The organism is Iodobacter ciconiae (assembly GCF_003952345.1).
Lineage (GTDB): Bacteria > Pseudomonadota > Gammaproteobacteria > Burkholderiales > Chitinibacteraceae > Iodobacter > Iodobacter ciconiae.
Map to the genome: position 1 here is coordinate 898,918 of NZ_CP034433.1, position 16,760 is coordinate 915,677.

The 16,760-nt window shown below is 44.7% G+C and carries 10 protein-coding genes, 1 tRNA gene and 1 pseudogene; 8 read left to right on the forward strand and 4 right to left on the reverse strand.

Going from position 1 to position 16,760, the window contains the following annotated elements:
- Nucleotides 1–63 precede the first annotated feature (63 nt).
- Entirely contained in the window at nt 64–480 is a 417-nt protein-coding gene (gene gspG / locus EJO50_RS04040; protein ID WP_125971743.1) for a type II secretion system major pseudopilin GspG, read from the reverse strand.
- A gap of 393 nt (nt 481–873) precedes the next feature.
- On the opposite strand from gspG, the gene EJO50_RS04045 reads away from it, so the two are divergent.
- Nucleotides 874–2,196 (forward strand): MATE family Na+-driven efflux transporter, encoded by a 1,323-nt coding sequence (locus EJO50_RS04045; RefSeq protein ID WP_125971744.1) that lies wholly within the window; start codon nt 874–876, stop codon nt 2,194–2,196.
- Nucleotides 2,197–2,526: 330 nt separating this feature from the next.
- Nucleotides 2,527–3,926, forward strand: a pseudogene (locus tag EJO50_RS04050) (L-serine ammonia-lyase).
- A gap of 221 nt (nt 3,927–4,147) precedes the next feature.
- Here the strand turns inward: EJO50_RS04050 and EJO50_RS04055 are convergent.
- Entirely contained in the window at nt 4,148–5,125 is a 978-nt protein-coding gene (locus tag EJO50_RS04055) for a GlxA family transcriptional regulator (RefSeq protein ID WP_125971745.1), read from the reverse strand.
- A gap of 100 nt (nt 5,126–5,225) precedes the next feature.
- Between EJO50_RS04055 and EJO50_RS04060 the strand changes: the two genes are divergently transcribed.
- Entirely contained in the window at nt 5,226–6,215 is a 990-nt protein-coding gene (locus tag EJO50_RS04060) for an SLAC1 anion channel family protein (RefSeq protein ID WP_206434446.1), read from the forward strand.
- A gap of 127 nt (nt 6,216–6,342) precedes the next feature.
- On the opposite strand, the gene aspA is transcribed toward EJO50_RS04060, so the two are convergent.
- On the reverse strand, nt 6,343–7,758 hold the full coding sequence (gene aspA, locus EJO50_RS04065; protein ID WP_164521423.1) for an aspartate ammonia-lyase: 1,416 nt from the start codon (nt 7,756–7,758) through the stop codon (nt 6,343–6,345).
- 387 nt (nt 7,759–8,145) lie between these two features.
- On the opposite strand from aspA, the gene EJO50_RS04070 reads away from it, so the two are divergent.
- A complete protein-coding gene (locus tag EJO50_RS04070; protein WP_125971746.1) occupies nt 8,146–8,919 on the forward strand; it encodes a hypothetical protein in 774 nt (257 codons plus the stop codon).
- Nucleotides 8,920–9,006: 87 nt separating this feature from the next.
- Nucleotides 9,007–9,585, forward strand: a complete 579-nt coding sequence (locus EJO50_RS04075) for a hypothetical protein (RefSeq protein WP_125971747.1) — start codon at nt 9,007–9,009, stop codon at nt 9,583–9,585.
- Nucleotides 9,586–9,639: 54 nt separating this feature from the next.
- Here the strand turns inward: EJO50_RS04075 and EJO50_RS04080 are convergent, their stop codons facing one another.
- Complete coding sequence (locus tag EJO50_RS04080; RefSeq protein WP_233702168.1) at nt 9,640–11,637, reverse strand: PhoX family protein; 1,998 nt, start codon at nt 11,635–11,637, stop codon at nt 9,640–9,642.
- 669 nt (nt 11,638–12,306) lie between these two features.
- On the opposite strand from EJO50_RS04080, the gene EJO50_RS04085 reads away from it, so the two are divergent.
- The 3 genes from EJO50_RS04085 (at nt 12,307) to EJO50_RS04095 (ending at nt 16,583) form a co-directional block, all read left to right on the forward strand.
- Nucleotides 12,307–12,397 (forward strand) — tRNA-Ser (locus EJO50_RS04085).
- 382 nt (nt 12,398–12,779) lie between these two features.
- Nucleotides 12,780–15,368 carry a type I restriction-modification system subunit M gene (locus EJO50_RS04090; RefSeq protein WP_125971748.1) on the forward strand — a complete coding sequence of 863 codons (2,589 nt, stop codon included), beginning with the start codon at nt 12,780–12,782 and terminating at the stop codon, nt 15,366–15,368.
- On the forward strand, nt 15,369–16,583 hold the full coding sequence (locus EJO50_RS04095) for a restriction endonuclease subunit S (protein WP_206434447.1): 1,215 nt from the start codon (nt 15,369–15,371) through the stop codon (nt 16,581–16,583). It abuts the gene before it with no gap.
- The last annotated feature ends 177 nt before the right edge of the window (nt 16,584–16,760 follow it).

The following is a 16,760-nucleotide window of genomic DNA, read 5'->3' on the forward strand; positions in this document are numbered from 1 at the left end:
ATTTATTGTTTGTAAGAGAATCATAAGTAAACGTGCGCTGACGGATTGCAGTTGCCTTACAATTTAATAGCTGACATCACTATCTTCCCCCGTACCACCGGCTTTGCCGTCTGCACCTAAAGTCAGCAGGTCATAGTCGCGGCCGTTCTCCCCCGGTTTGCTGTAAACGTAAGGTCTATCCCAGGGATCGGCCGGGACATCTTTCATTAAATAAGGGCCTTGCCACTTTGGCTCGTCACCAGGCTTTTTGGTCAGCACATCAATGCCCTGCTCGGTGCTTGGATAATGGCCGGTATCAAGGCGGTAATGATCAAGGGCATCAGCGATTGATTTCAGCTGGCTTGCAGCAGTCTTTGTTTTTGCTTTGCCTACTTCACCAAATAACTTTGGTCCAACGTAACCAGCAAGTAGGGCAATAATCAGTAAAACAACTAATAGCTCCAGAAGGGTGAAGCCTCTGGAGAGGCGGTGATTCTTCATATTATTTGTCTCTTCCCGTGAAGGCTGGCAGGTGCCGCCTTTCATCTTCTATCTTCGCATCGTAATACGACGCTTCTTGCGGGATCAAGACTTTTTCTTCGCTTTTGCCTAGATGGAAAGATACCGTAGAGAAGGAAGAGGTTTATTGGAAGATAATACACTTCTGGAGTAAGGCTTGTAAGGTGAAACAAGGGCCATCTGGCTGACTTTGAATGCAGAGACTGAAGTGATTAAAAATAGATCTGTAAGGTAGTAAGAAGAGTATTCTGATTCTGGCCTGTTTTTATAAAATGCTCAATCATAGCTTGATGAATTAATTGATTTTGGTTTACAGGATGGATGATTGTTTTAATTGTGATTTTCTTTGAGTTTGCAGCAAGATAGGAATTGATAATGAAGTACAAATTAAGCAGATCATTGTTAAATATTGATTATAAGTTTTTTAGTACGCTGCTTATAATAGGGGTTATGCCGACTATATATACGGCAGTAAGAATATTTTTTTTGGGGGATATGCCGAGTGATTCTGGTTTGACGATTGCCAGTCAGCTGATCTTTGTAAATTTAATTTATGAAATTTTACAGGAAGCGATTTTTTTACCAATATTTTATTTAATTGGCAAATCATTGATTGATCAAAAAGAATTTGTAAATAAAATAAATACAGGGCTGGTTTTAGTAGCACTGCTATATGGGTGTATATCGCTGTTGCTGATTGTTTTTGTAGAACCAGCTCTTTTGTTTATGAGTCAAAAAAATAATTTAATTTCCGCTACTGTGGAATATATTCGTATTGAAGCAGTTGCTGCAGTTTTTTCTATGCTGGTTCAATTTATGGTTTCAATATTAATAATTAAAAAAAATAACAAACATCTGTATATTGTGTCATTGATTCAAATGATGCTTATTGTGTTTTTTGACACATGCTTAGTGTCGAAGCTTCCGTTTTCTATGGATATTGGTGTAAATGGTATTGCTGTTGGAAATTTAGTTGTGAATTTATTACTTATTGCTATTTTGCTATATATTTTAAAGAAAGAAGATATTAATATCGGCCGAGTAAATAATCTTTCATTTGCATGGTTGAAAGAATGGGTGAAAGTAGGCGGCTATTCTGGGTTGGAAAGTTTGCTTAGAAATATTGTGTTTATATTAATGGTTGTTCGTATGATAAATATGGTGGGTGAGCAGGGAACATTTTGGCTTGCTAATCAGTTTATTTGGGGCTGGTTATTGTTGCCGGTTATTCAACTTGGGCAATTAATTAAAAGAGATTGTGGTGAACGGAGTGAGCAGGCTATAAAAGAAAATGTAGTAGGTTATTTTATAATGACGGCTATAATTATTTCTTTATGGCTGGCTACTATTCCATTGTGGGGGATGTTTATAAAAAATGTTATGAATGTTTCAGATTACAGACCTGTTTATGATTTGGTTATTGTTTTGCTTTTATGGTATATATTATTCGCATTTAATAATGTAATCGATAGTATTTTTTATGGTATTGGTAAAACAAATTATATGTTTTTTCAGTCTGTTGCTGTAAATGTGTTGCTGTATGGTGGTTTTTTTATATTATTTAATTTTGGTGTGTATAAACCAAATTTGATCAGCATTTCTTTAATGTTTGCAAGTGGAGTCGCTCTGGATAGCATTATTACTATTTTAACATTCCTATGGTTTATAAAAAATAGAAAAATTAAAATTTTAATATAAAATTTGTAGAATTTATGGTTGTTTTAAAGTCAATATAACGTATTTTATGGGGTAAATCTGGATAGAAAGACTCTTTTCAAAATGTATACTGCTGATTATCGCAGGGCTGAGGAGGCTCTGTCATTTTGGCCGGGCTTGCTCAAATGCAGCCTCTTGCGCTCAAGGCTTGTGCTAATTAAGAAATAAAGGGTATTTAGTTACTTTATTTAGCACGCATGCGGAACGATTTTTTGTAAAAATAATCCATTAAAAACATAATTTAACCAAAGCTTGCAAGCGATACGAGCATCTATTTCTGTGCAGCGGCAGGCGTTACCCGAGATACATAAAATGGCAATCAGCGTTTTTGATTTATTCAAGATCGGCCTTGGCCCATCCAGCTCGCACACTGTTGGCCCGATGCGGGCAGCGCGCACCTTTGTCAGGCGTTTGGAGAAAGATGGTGTTCTTGAAAAAGTGGTCAAAGTAAAAAGCGAGCTGTTTGGCTCTCTGGGCTCAACGGGGAAAGGCCACGGTTCGGATATCGCGGTTTTACTGGGTTTGCAGGGTGAATCACCGCGGCTGGTGGATACGGATAAGGTTGATGAGATGGTGGCTGCTATCCGTGAAGGCCGTAAGCTTAGCCTTTTAGGCATACACGATATTGCATTTATTGAGGCCGAACATCTGATCTTGCATAAGCGTAAAAGCCTGCCTTATCACCCCAATGGCATGACTTTTGAAGCCTTTGATGCAGAGGGGCAGAGCATTTCTAAACGCGCTTATTATTCTGTGGGTGGTGGTTTTGTGGTGGATGAGGCTGCCGTGGATGCAGGCTTTAATCCGCCTGGTGTTACCGAGCTGAAGCATCCTTTCAAAAGTGGTGCCGAGCTATTGGCGCTGTGCGAGCGCCACGGTAAAACCATCAGCCAGATCATGTTGGAAAACGAGCTGGCCTGGCGTAGCGAAGATGAAATCCGCGCTGGTCTGCTTGAGATCTGGTCGGTGATGCAAGCCTGTGTAAAGCGTGGCTGCGAGCGTGAAGGGATTTTATCCGGCGGCTTAAAAGTAAAACGCCGTGCTGCTGATATGTATCAAAAACTACTGGCCTCTCCTGAAGCTGCGCTGCGTGATCCGCTTACCGTGCTTGATTGGGTGAATTTATACGCGCTAGCGGTTAATGAAGAAAACGCCGGTGGTGGCCGGGTTGTAACGGCACCAACTAACGGTGCCGCAGGCATTATCCCTGCTGTGATGCATTATTACGCACGCTTTACACCGAATCCAACGGATGATGGCATTGTGCGTTTTTTTCTGACTGCAGGCGCAATTGGTATTCTGTTTAAGTTAAATGCTTCTATTTCCGGAGCAGAAGTTGGCTGTCAGGGTGAAGTAGGCTCAGCTTGCTCGATGGCTGCAGGGGCCTTGGCAGAAGCCCTGGGTGGCATGCCCGAGCAAGTTGAAAATGCTGCAGAAATTGGCATGGAGCATAATCTGGGCCTGACTTGCGATCCGGTGGGGGGCTTGTGCAAGTGCCATGTATTGAGCGCAATGCTATGGCATCAATCAAAGCTATCAATGCTGCCCGCATGGCGCTACGTGGGGATGGTCAGCATTTTGTATCGCTGGACCGAGTCATCAAAACCATGCGTGATACCGGCCGTGATATGAATACCAAATACAAAGAAACTGCCAGAGGCGGGTTGGCAATTAATATGATTGAAGTGCCGGTAAATATTGTGGAGTGCTGATTTTACAGAGGGTCAGTTAAAAAACGGCGGGGTGACTCGCCGTTTTTTGTGCCTGTTTTTAAGGCTTTTAGTCAGGCACCAGGGCAGGCCACCTTAATGTGTTCAGGTGAGCTGACGATGCATAAAAGCTGTGCTCAATCATCTGCTGGGGCTTGGTTTGGATTGAAGTTTTAGTAAGCATTTTTCAGTGTTTTGTAATATCAAACCGTAACATTTTGCGCTTAGTTCTGTGTGGTACTGAAGCGTTTGCGGTAGTCTCCGGGGCTTAGTCCCAGCCGGCGTATAAATGCCCGGCGTAAGCTGTCAACGCTGTCATAGCCCGTGCGATCAGCGAGGCGCTTGAGTGCCAGGGTTGTGGTTTCCAGCAGATTTCGTAATTTTTCAATACGGGCATTTTCGATATATTCGCCGGGCGTCAGGCCTGTTTCGCTACGAAACACCCGCGAGAAATTGCGCTCGCTCATCCCGCAAAAGGCGGCCAGTACCGAAATTGACAGCTCTTGATCCAGATGGGCAAGTACATATTCCTGGGCACGGCTAATACTTGTACGCTCGCTGCTTTGTGCGGCCAGATAACTACTAAACTGGGACTGTCCGCCGGGGCGTTTCAGAAACATCACGAGCTCTTTTGCCACCTGAAGGGCTAGTTCACGCCCGAAGTCTTCTTCTACCATCGCCAGAGCCAGATCCATTCCTGCCGTGACGCCTGCTGACGTGTAAATATTACCGTCTTTGATATAGATGCTATCGGCTTCCACCTGGATCTTCGGGAAATGCTCTGCTAATAATCGCGCCGAGTTCCAGTGGGTTGTGGCCCGCTTTCCATCTAATAAGCCTGCAGCGGCCAGCACAAACGCACCGCTGCACACCGAGCCGATGCGCCGCGCAGTCAGGGCCTGCCGCCATAGCCAGGCATCGATTTCTGCCGTGTTGTTTCTGATCTGATTGAGATTCGGGCTGCCTGCGATAAGTAAAGTATCGGGGGGGTCTTGGTAATCTGCCAATGTCGAGTGGGCCAGCAGGCGCAGGCCACTGGTGGCCTGAACCACGCCGGGCTCTGTGCTGATCAGTTGAATACGGTAGGCTCCCGGATCACCCAGCTGCCGGGCGGCTTCACAAAAAACATCACTTGGCCCGGCTACGTCTAATAGCTGGACACTTGGAAAAATGAGCATTGCTACGACTCGTTTGGCTGGCATCGTTTGTTCTTTGGCGTGAAATGTCGGGTTATCGTGATCAACTTATTCTTATTTTGGCTGATAATGTCGTAAATAGCAATTAACGCCAAAGGAGAATAGCGTGGATACTCATGCATTAAGTTCGGTTAAAGCTCAGGCATCACTTCAACACCTGCCTGTTAATTTATTTGCTTCAGTGATGGGAACATCAGGCCTGGCCTTGTGCTGGCGCATTGCCCACCAGCATTACGGAGCCCCTTCCTGGCTGGGGGAGCTTATCAGTATCATTGCTCTGGCTATGTTTGCAGTGCTTGCTGTTGCATACCTGGGTAAGTGGGCACTTTACCCGGATGCGGTTAAACATGAATTTAACCATCCGGTTTCGGGTAATTTTTTCGGTACCATCACTATTTCATTATTGCTGCTTTCAGCGGTGCTGGATCCTTACAGTAAAGATCTGAGCCAGGGCTTATGGACGCTAGGCGTTGTGACAACGCTGGCGCTTGGTGTTGTGGTGGTGAGGCGTTTATTAAATGGTGAAGCAGGGCCCATGGCAAGCTTGCCCGCCTGGCTTATTCCGGGCGTGGCCAGTCTGGATATTGCTGTTGCAGGTGCAAATATGCCGATGGAGTGGGCGCCGGAGGTGAATCTGTTTGCTGTGGCAATCGGGACCACCTTAGCCTTATTATTTTTATCCTTTATTGTGCAGCGTCTTATTCAGCATGAGCCGCTTGCTTTGGGCATGAGGCCTTCTTTGATGATATTGATTGCCCCCTTTGAAGTCGGATTTTTAGGATATATCAATTTAATGGGGGAGATTGATCGCTTTGCAGCACTGCTGTTTTACTTTGGTTTATTTATGTTTATTGTGCTCTTGCCCAAAGTGTTTTGCCGGGAAGTGATCAGGATGCCTTTTGTTCCTGCATGGTGGGCAATCAGTTTTCCCCTGGCGGCATTGTGTCTGGCCGCACTTAAATATGCCGAGCTACGTGCACTGCTGCCTTTACAGGTTATTGCAGGCTCACTTTTAATATTTTTAAGTGTAGCTATTGCGGTGCTGATGGTTCAGACTTTCCGGATATTAATTAGCGGGAAGTTATTGCTCGGATAAAAACAGGACTGATTGAAAAGGTATATTGATTTATGTGGGTACTGTGGCAGAGGTATCCGGTGTTGTTTCCGGATACCTGCCAGAGAATAAATGGCTGATGATTTAATCAGAATTTACCTGTGCTCAATTAATAGCGCTTACCCAGATATTGCGGATTAAGCAGATTTTCATTCGAGAAGATATCGTTTAATTGCTCCTGGCTAAGCAGATTTTTTTCTAGACAAACTTCAATAACTGTTTTCCCTGTTTGTGCGCAGATTTTGCCAATTTCATCACATTTTGCATGGCCTAATACCGGGTCCAGATAGGTAACAATAGCAATGCTATTGAGCACATTACGGCGGCAGATTTCTACATTGGCGCTAATACCGTCAATGCATTTCTCTTTTAGCCCCAGCATGGCGTTTTGCAATAAATGAATCGATTCAAATAAAGATGATGCAATCACCGGCTCCATTACATTAAGCTGCAATTGCCCTGCTTCTGCTGCCAGGGTAATGGTTAAATCATTACCGATTACTTTAAAGCAAACCTGATTCACCACTTCCGGCATGACCGGGTTGACTTTGGCGGGCATAATACTGGAGCCTGCCTGTAATTCGGGCAGATTAATTTCTTTTAAACCTGCACGCGGGCCGGATGATAACAGCCGTAAATCATTGCATATCATTGATAGTTTTGTTGCGGTGCGCTTTAATGCGCTTGAAACCATCACATAGGCCCCGCAATCGGAAGTCGCTTCAATTAAATCTTCGGATGAAGTAAAAGCATAGCCTGTGATTTCGCAAAGTTTTTGTACTGCAATCGGGCGGTATTCTGCAGGTGCATTAATCCCGGTGCCAATAGCAGTTGCGCCCAGATTAATTTCCAGCAGCAGGTTTTTAATCTGGCCAATTAAGCGGACATCTTCTTTGATTAAAGTAGCAAAGGCGTGAAATTCCTGGCCCAAAGACATGGGCACGGCGTCTTGCAACTGGGTGCGGCCCATTTTTAATATATCTTTGAATTCGATTGATTTGGCAGTAAACCCCTGCTGCAGTGTTTCCATATGCTGTATTAAAATGAGCAGATGTTCATACAGGGCCACTCTGAATGCAGTCGGGTAGGCATCATTGGTGGATTGACATTTATTTACGTGATCATTGGGGTGAATAAACTGATATTCACCTTTGGCATGGCCTTGTAATTCCAAGGCTAAATTGGCAATTACTTCATTGGCATTCATATTAACCGAAGTGCCGGCACCACCTTGGAATACATCGCTGGGAAATTGATCCAGGCAGCGGTTATTGTTAATGATTTCATCGCAGGCCTGAGTAATTGCCTCGGATATATTTTTTTCTATCGTACCAATTTCACCATTGGCCAGGGCACAGGCTTTTTTTGTTTTGGCCAGTGCTTTTACCATAATCGGATTATCGCTGATTCTGGCTTGCGATATTTTGAAGTTTTCTATGGCACGCTGGGTATGAATGCCGTAGTAGGCATCAAAGGGGACTTCTTTTTCACCTAGTAAATCGTGCTCGATTCTAACGTTTTTCATCAGATAAAACCTCCGCAAAGAATAATATTAGCAGCAAATGTCTTTGTTTTGATGACGTTAAGCAATATATTGCGCGTTAGCTGTTAGGTGAAATCATTAGGCAAAATGTAGCGGGTAAAATACCGGTTCGTCTTTATGGTGTTACAGACAGGGCAGGTGGTCATTAATCGTTTTTGCAATGGCGGTGCGGCAGAAGAGGGCGAGAGGTTTTAAGAAAAAAATAAATTGATTTATTGCTGATGGGGTCTTGGCAGAAAATCACAACGTATACTGAGGCGCTTGTACTTTCGATCTGAAAAAGTCACCACAATGTTGAGTGAAATAAAGCAGAGCTGGCAAGTAAGCGGATGTGTTTGATATGTATTGCCCCTTTAAAATAGGCTTGTTATGTGGAAAAAAATAAGAATTGTCATTTTGCTGCTGATTTTGGCTAAGGTTGCGCAGTGGATGTGGCTGGATCAGGGCGCACTGGAGTGGAAAAAGAATTTGTATGTAGCGGTGTATCCGGTGAATGTCAGCGGCAGTGCCAGTGTGAGCGCGTACTTGCAGACCTTAAATAAGGATGATTTTGAATCAATGAGCCAGTACTTTGCTGGCGAGGCCAAACATTACCGGCTGCCTATTCATCGCCCATTTGAGTTTCAGCTGGGAGATGAAGTCAAAGAGATTCCGCCTGCGCCGCCTGGTGATGGCAATGTTTTAAATACGGTGCTGTGGAGTTTGAAATTCAGATACTTTGCCTGGGCCAACAGCCCCAAGGTGAGCGTGCCGCCTGATATTCGCTTGTATTTACTTTATTACGATCCTGCTACGCATCCGCAGCTTAGCCATTCCACTGCGCTGAATAAGGGGCGGGTTGGGCGGATTAATCTATTTGGTGATCGCGCCTATGCCAAGCAAAATTTGGTGATTGTGGGGCACGAACTGCTGCACACGCTCAATGCCACTGATAAATACGATATGAACACCAATATGCCTGTTTATCCGGATGGCTTTGCCGATCCGGATCAATCTCCTCGTTATCCTCAGGGGTTTGCCGAGCTGATGGGGGGGCGGGTGCCGGTGAGCGAAGTACTGGCCACTATCCCCGATCATCTGGGCCGCACACTGATTGGTGAAAAAACGGCAAGGGAGATTGGCTGGCTAAAGGAGGCTAAATAGCTTATAGGCGGCAAATGGCTTATTCATGGCGATCTGTGTCTGAATTATTTGCAGACTATCTTGGATTAATTTTTTTACGGAATAATCATGCTGGCAGAACACGATGCTTTGTATCATTTACATCCCCTTTGGGCCTCTTATCAAAGCATGTTGAAAGCCGTGCAAGCAGGAGAGCGTTTTCACGCCAGCCCGCAGCAAAGCTATGCAGCTAGGGTATTTGAAAGGCTGGATGAGCTGGAGCACGATCTGGGTAATTTAAAGCTGGCAACACGTTTTATTTATGATTTGGCAGTCGATGCACCGGAAAACCTTGAGATTTACCGCTATCACGATGAGCACTTTTCGATGCGCTTTGCTGTAATCGTGGATAAGGCGCACAAGCTGGTAGGGGGGTCTTTATTGTTAAAGGCCGATAAGTGCGAAGGTCATGGAGCAAATGCTTTTGTGGTCAGAGCGGCGAGAGATCATTACCCGGAGATCGCTGCCAATCTTGAACGTCTGGCGGCACTTGAGGCAAATCATAAAAAAAACCGCAAGGGGGCTGTTGCCACAGAGGTGGTTGATGCGGTTCTGGATGCCGGGCGTTTAGATGAGCTGATTAGTAAAATAGTGGCGGCTCTTACCGCTTTGCTGCTTACACTGCAGCCTGTTTATATGCTGATTTAATAGATAAAGCAGGCCGCAGATGGCAACGACCTGCCGTTATTTAACGTTTGATCTTTAAACTTTAGATAGCTTTATACTTGTGGTTTCGGCGGTCAGATAACCTACTGCACAAGCAAATTTGTTTTTGTAGTTGGTGTTGATATAGGGGTTAACCAGTAATTTGGCGGTGGCATCCATGGTGCTGATCCACTCTCCCGGATGCTGGAAACTACTCATGATATAGGTCCAGCCATTCAGATCATCTACCACCACCAGGCCGGTGGCCTCTGCACCCGCAGGCATAGAGATCAGGCGTGAAAGCACTTTAGTGTCGATATTGTAAGCCCACACAAAGTTATTGACGTGCTGGCCGCTGTCTTCACCAATAAACAGGGTGCGCAGTTTTTCGGAAAACTTCAGATTATCCGGATTGGCAATTTTGTCCGGATTCGCCGTGTTGCCCAAAGCATCTTTTACAATATCTTCACCCACAATCAGTGCCCTGGTCTGCACCGGTACCCATTCGCTGTTGATGGCTGCGCCGCCCAAATCTTTCTGGCCGCCAGTTAAGGTGTGCGCCATGATGCCACCAGCTTTTAAGGCTTTATCCAGCGCCACGCTGTCGTTTGGATTATTGGCTTTATCCCCCTTAACCATTGATCCCTGGATGTTTTGCAGCGCAGAGTAGGCGATCTTGTCTTTTGTATTTACTGTGGTGCCTTCCATCTTGGTGAATACCATACTTGCACCTACAAAGCTGGCGTAGCGGTGGGTTTCAAGAAAGGCCGCTGCTTTTTCCATGCCCGGATTAATCTTTATCCACTGCACGCTGCCATTGGCGTAAATCTTGGTGTAACCGGTTGCTGCCGAATTTTTGCTGATTGGATCAACATAAGAAACCGACATGATGTCGCTTGGCTTAAGGGTATTAGCTAGTTTTTCGATTTCTGCACTGGTAGCAGAGCCCAGCTTAATCCATGTTAGTGCTGCACCGCTGCTTGCTGCCGGGTCGATAGAAAAACCCGAGCCTACCTTAGCCACATATAGGGAGCCTGATGACAGGTCTTTTTCTTTGTCTGCAACAAAAATAAACAAGCCGCTATTACTCGCATCGTCTCCCATCAAGGCGGTGCGATTATCCGGCATGACCTGGATCAGCTCGTGCGAGATACGGCCCAGGCAGTAATGCTTTTTGATCGAGCCTGTGCCATCGGGGTTGACCGTGACTTCTGGCAAATGACCGTAGTGATAAGGATTGGCCTTGGCTTCGTCGCCAAACACATTCTTGCTGAAGGCTTTGAACTGAGTATCTGCAGATGCACTAAATGCATCGGGCTCGTATTCCTCGCTGGAAAGGTGGGTATTCCAGGGTGATTGGCTGGCCCCGCAGGTAATCCACAGCATATGTGCGGGCGAGGTATCCACATTGTGGTATTTAACCAGGGTGAGCTTACCCGTTGCCTGATCCTGATCCAGGGTCAGAATAGCAATCGGTGAGGGCAGCATGCCGTACATGCTTTTGCCCGCCTGATTGTTTGAAGTGTATTCAAACTGAACCACAGCAAAAACAGCCTTGCCCTTGATCCCGGGAACGGTTGTGCTGTCTAATTTGAACAGCGTTGTACCATCTGCGCAATCCGAGAAGAATTGTCTTTCAAGGCCTGCCACAGATGAATCAATAATCGGCTTATTGTTGATATCCACATAGCCGCCGGAAAGTACTTTACCGCCTTTGCCATCGGGAACTAAATCACCCGTGATAAAGAAGGGCTGGTAAGCGAGCTTAAAGCTCTGTGTTGTGCCATCAGATAATTTCACATTCAGGCTGGAAGCCACGCTGGTAGTGCCCATTGCCGCCGGATCGCTGATGCCGGGGGCGGCCATCGGGCTGAAGCTGGCGGAATCAAAACTGACCACAGGCGCTGTTGGTGTGCCGGTGATGGATGCATCGCTGTCGCCGCTACAGGCGCTCATAAGTAGCGATGCGGCTGAAGCTCCGCCCAGTGGCAGCAGCGGAATGCTGGATAGTAATTTCAAGGCTTGGCGGCGGGCTGTTTGCATTTCATCTAACACTTTGGCATTCCTTAAATGGGCATTTTTGTCGGGAAAAAGCGGCTTGAGTTGTATGCATGCCGTGAAAGGTAACGCCGTTGTATGACAGAGTAATGACACGCGTATTCGCTGCAAAACTGGTGCCTTAATTGAGGAGGAGGGGAGTGTTCTATTGATCAGCCCTTTAAATAGCTACCGTTTTTTTAATCTTTTGAAATATTATCGTCAGGCACTTATATGCGCTTATTTTAATTGAAAAATAAGGTTTGTGTGGGTTTAAGGTGGAGTTGCGACAGGTTTTATTTATGGCTTATAAACTATTGTTTTAAAACGTTTTTTATTTTATTTGTATTTAATTATTTTATTGTTTTAATTGTTTTTTTAAGTTTAAAAATAATTAAGAATTTATTTGTTATTCATATTGGAGAATATATTTTGTGAAAATAATAATTTTGACTGAAAATAAATAACTGGTTAAAAAAGAAACCGCTTGAAAAAACAGGCTTTTTAGTTAGCTTCTTGGAGAAAAAGCACTCAATTGACAAGAAATCCGGCACGTTATTTGAAAACTGCAATTCATACCGGGGCTTTTCAGGGCAGGCTTGAGGGCAGCGTGTTAAAAATGAAAAATAATCAGAAAAAGAGCTTGCGCACTCCCGCTAACTTGATTATTATTCGCCCTCTTCTCGCGGAGAGATGGATGAGTGGCTTAAGTCGCACGCCTGGAAAGCGTGTATAGGTTAATAGCCTATCGGGGGTTCGAATCCCCCTCTCTCCGCCAATAGCTCTTTTAAATTAAGAGTTTGTAAGAATATTTAGATGCAGCACACCATTTAGCCCACCATTTCAACTGGTGGGCTTTTTGTTTGTAAAAATACTTTGTGTTCAAATAAAAAACGCGCTCTCATGAAGTATTTTTGCCCTCTGATGCGCTGTGCCTGCAATCATCCCCTCGAATAAATGCCTTGGTATGCTTACCCTCGGAGTAAACGGCTGCAGCGGCTCATACTTGCCTTTGCCTCGCAGTTTGAATAAGCAAAATAAACCCAAAGCATGATCCCGTTATTGACGCAGCCCTTAAAATAAGCCGACACTTCGCATCGTACTGCTGCTTTAACCGTTTTTCAGGCTGGCCCTGCTTTGATATGAAAAGGAAATAGATTTTGAATAAACAACAATTAGCGGCCAAAATTTGGGAATCTGCTAATCAGATGCGCTCAAAAATTGAAGCCAATGAATACAAAGACTATATTCTGGGCTTTATTTTCTATAAATACCTATCAGATCAACTGGTCCAGTTCGCCAAAAAGGAAGGCATGAGCGATGCTGATATCGCCTTACTGAGTGAGACAGATACAGAAACGGTTGATTACATCAAAGAAAACCTCGGTTATTTTATTTCCTACGATAATTTGTTTTCAACCTGGCTTATAAAAGGCAATGATTTCGATGTATCCAATGTGCGCGATGCACTTTCAGCTTTTGATCGCCTGATACACAGCAATCACAAAAAACTATTTGACGGTATTTTTAATACCCTGCAAACAGGCCTCTCTAAATTAGGCGAAAGCGCGGCCAGGCAAACCAAAGCCATCAGTGACTTGCTGCAACTGATCAAAGTTATCCCTATGGATGGCAAGCAAGATTACGATGTACTTGGCTATATCTATGAATACCTGATTGAAAAATTTGCCGCCAATGCGGGCAAAAAAGCGGGTGAATTCTACACCCCGCACGAAGTCTCATTGCTGATGTCTGAGATCATTGCTCACCACGTTAAAGATAAAGAAAAAATAGAAATTTACGACCCTACCAGCGGCTCTGGCTCCTTACTGATCAATATTGGTAACTGCGTTGCCAAGCATGTTGATAGTGAAAACAATATTAAATACTACGCACAAGAGCTTAAAGCCAATACCTATAACTTAAGCCGTATGAATCTGGTGATGCGGGGCATCAAACCCACCAATATCGTTACCCGTAATGGCGATACGCTGGAAGACGACTGGCCTTATTTTGACGAAAACGACCCGCTGGGCTACAGCCCGCTCTATGTGGATGCCGTGGTTTCCAACCCGCCTTATTCACAGCAGTGGGATCCTGAGCACAAAGAGAACGACCCGCGTTACTCACGCTTTGGTTTAGCCCCCAAAACAAAGGCCGACTTTGCCTTTCTGCTGCACGACCTTTACCACCTGAAACCCGATGGCATGATGGCGATTGTGTTGCCCCATGGCGTGTTATTCCGTGGCGGTGAAGAAGGCGCGATCCGTAAGCAGCTGATTGAGCAAAACCACATCGACGCCATCATCGGCCTGCCCGCAAATATCTTTTTTGGTACCGGTATTCCCACCGTTATTTTAGTTTTACGTCAAAAGCGCGAGTTAACGGATGTACTGGTTGTGGATGCTTCCAAGCATTTCATCAAAGTGGGTAAAAACAATAAGCTGCAAGCCTCAGATATCAAACGCATCAGCGATGCTGTGATTCAGCGCCAAAGCCACCCGAAGTTTTCGCAAGTGGTCAGCAAAGAAACGCTGCGCCAGAATGATTACAACCTGAATATTCCGCGTTATGTTGATTCAGCCGATGCGGCAGAGAGTTGGGATTTACACGCCACCATGCTGGGCGGTATTCCGGTAAGCGAAATCAAGCAGTTTGATCACTATTGGCAAGCCTTCCCGGCCCTGCGTGCCGCCTTATTCAGCAACACCAATAGTCACTATGCACAGCTGGCTATTGTGGCCGATGAGGTAAAGCACAGCATTACCCACCACCACGAAGTAAAAGCCTTTGCCCAAAGCTATGCCAAAGCATTTACTGGTTTTGATGACTACCTCAATACCGCGCTGATCAAAGAGTGGCAAACGGTCAATATCGCCCAACAAGAAGGTGTGCTCAGCCATGCACTGTTTGCGCGCTTGGCTAACACCACACTCAATCACATTGCCTTAATCGATCAATATCAGGCTTACCAATTGCTGAATAATCAATGGCAAATCATTGCCGCTGATTTAGAAATGCTGCAAACCGAAGGCTTTGTCGCCAGCAAGCTGGTAGACCCCAATATGGTGCTTAAAAAAGTAAAAGGCATAGACGCCGAAGTGCAAGACGGCTGGGTTGGCCACATCCTGCCGTTTAATCTGGTGCAGACCACTTATTTAAACGCCGAGCTACAAGCCCTGCAGCAACAGGAAAACCGCCTCGCCGAAATCGCCGCCGGGTTGGAAGCCCTGCTCGATTCGCTTTCTGAAGAAGAGAAAGCGCTGGATACGGTGAATGAAAATGGCGATGGCTTTGTCAACGCCGCCGTGGCAAAAGCAGCCAAGCAACTGAAGGGCAGCTATGTGGATAGCGAAAGCTACGAAGCCAAAATCATAGAGGCCGATGCCTTGATTGTTGAAGAAAAAGCCCTGAAAAAAATCGTGAAAGCCGCCGCCGATGCGCTGCACCTGCAAACCAAAGCCACCATCGAGTCTTTAAGTGACGATCAGGTCAATACCCTGCTGCAGCTCAAATGGATCAGCCCCTTACTGGCCGAGCTAAATCAAATGCCCGGCCAGCTGATCAATCAGCTGACCCGCCAGGTACAAACGCTGGCCGATAAATACGCCACCACCTATGCCGATGTCGCTAAAGAAATTAAAAACACCGAGCAGGCACTCGCTGATTTAATTGATGGATTGAGTGGCAATGAGTTCGATCTGCAGGGATTGGTTGAATTGAAAAAAATGCTGAGTGATGAGTGCTGAATGATGAAAGACAAGTTCAATGGTAATCCTGAATTCAGCATTCATAACTTAGAATTCATAATTAACACCCCTGCGATTCGGTTTAAGGGGTTTAGTGGGGAGTGGGAGGTGATTAGTTTTGCTTCTATTTCAGAATCATTTGATTATGGTTTGAATGCAGCCGCAAAGGAATATGATGGAAAAAATAAATATATTCGAATTACAGATATAAAGGAAGATACGCGGGTGTTTGATCATGGTGGCGTAACGTCACCCAACACAGATTTGACTGCAGCTGACAATTACAGATTAAAATACGGGGATATATTATTTGCCAGAACAGGTGCTAGTGTTGGCAAAACTTATATTTATAGAGAGCAGGATGGTCTGGTATATTTTGCTGGATTTTTAATTCGAGCAAGAATAAAAGAAAGCGTAAATGCTGAGTTCATTTTCCAAAGTACATTAACAGAAAAATACAATAAGTTCATAAGGTTGACATCTCAGCGTTCAGGTCAGCCAGGTGTTAATGCGCTTGAATATGGGGCGTACGAGGTATTTCTTCCGCAACCAAAAGAACAAACACAAATCGGTAATTATTTTCAACAGCTTGACACCCTAATCGCCCAGCATCAGCAAAAGCACGATAAGCTGTTAAACCTTAAAAAAGCCCTGCTCGAAAAAATGTTCCCCAAACAAGGCAAAAAAGAGCCAGAGATTCGATTTAAGGGGTTTAGTGGGGAGTGGGAAGATCTTGAGCTATGTCAAATTGTTGATGTAAGAAGTGGTCGTGATTATAAGCATCTATCAAGTGGTGATATTCCAGTGTTTGGTACTGGTGGCTATATGCTAAGTGTTAATCAAGCACTATCTTATAATGAAAATGCTATTGGTATTGGAAGAAAAGGGACAATCGATAAACCTTATATATTAAAAGCGCCATTTTGGACTGTTGATACCTTGTTTTATGCTGTGCCTTATGCAAAAAATAACTTGGACTTTATTTATGCTACTTTCCAAAAAATTAATTGGCGGCAAAAGGATGAGTCAACAGGTGTACCAAGTTTATCAAAAGTTTCTATCAATAGTATTTCTGTATTTACAACGGAAGAAACAGAACAAACAAAAGTCGGTAATTTATTCACTAACATTGACACACTAATAAACCAGCACCAAGCCCAATTAAAAAAGCTCAACAATATCAAACAAGCCTGTTTAGAAAAAATGTTTGTCTAGCTTAGAGCTGTTAATCAATCCCGGTATAATAAACCGTCATCCTTGGGTGTTTTTATCGGGAATCCTGATCTACCGCTGATTTCCACCCATTTGAAAAAGGGGGCAGGGGGGGGGCGGATGTCATGCCAATTTAACATCAAATCCCCCTCAATCCCCCTTTTACAAAGGGGGAGGCTT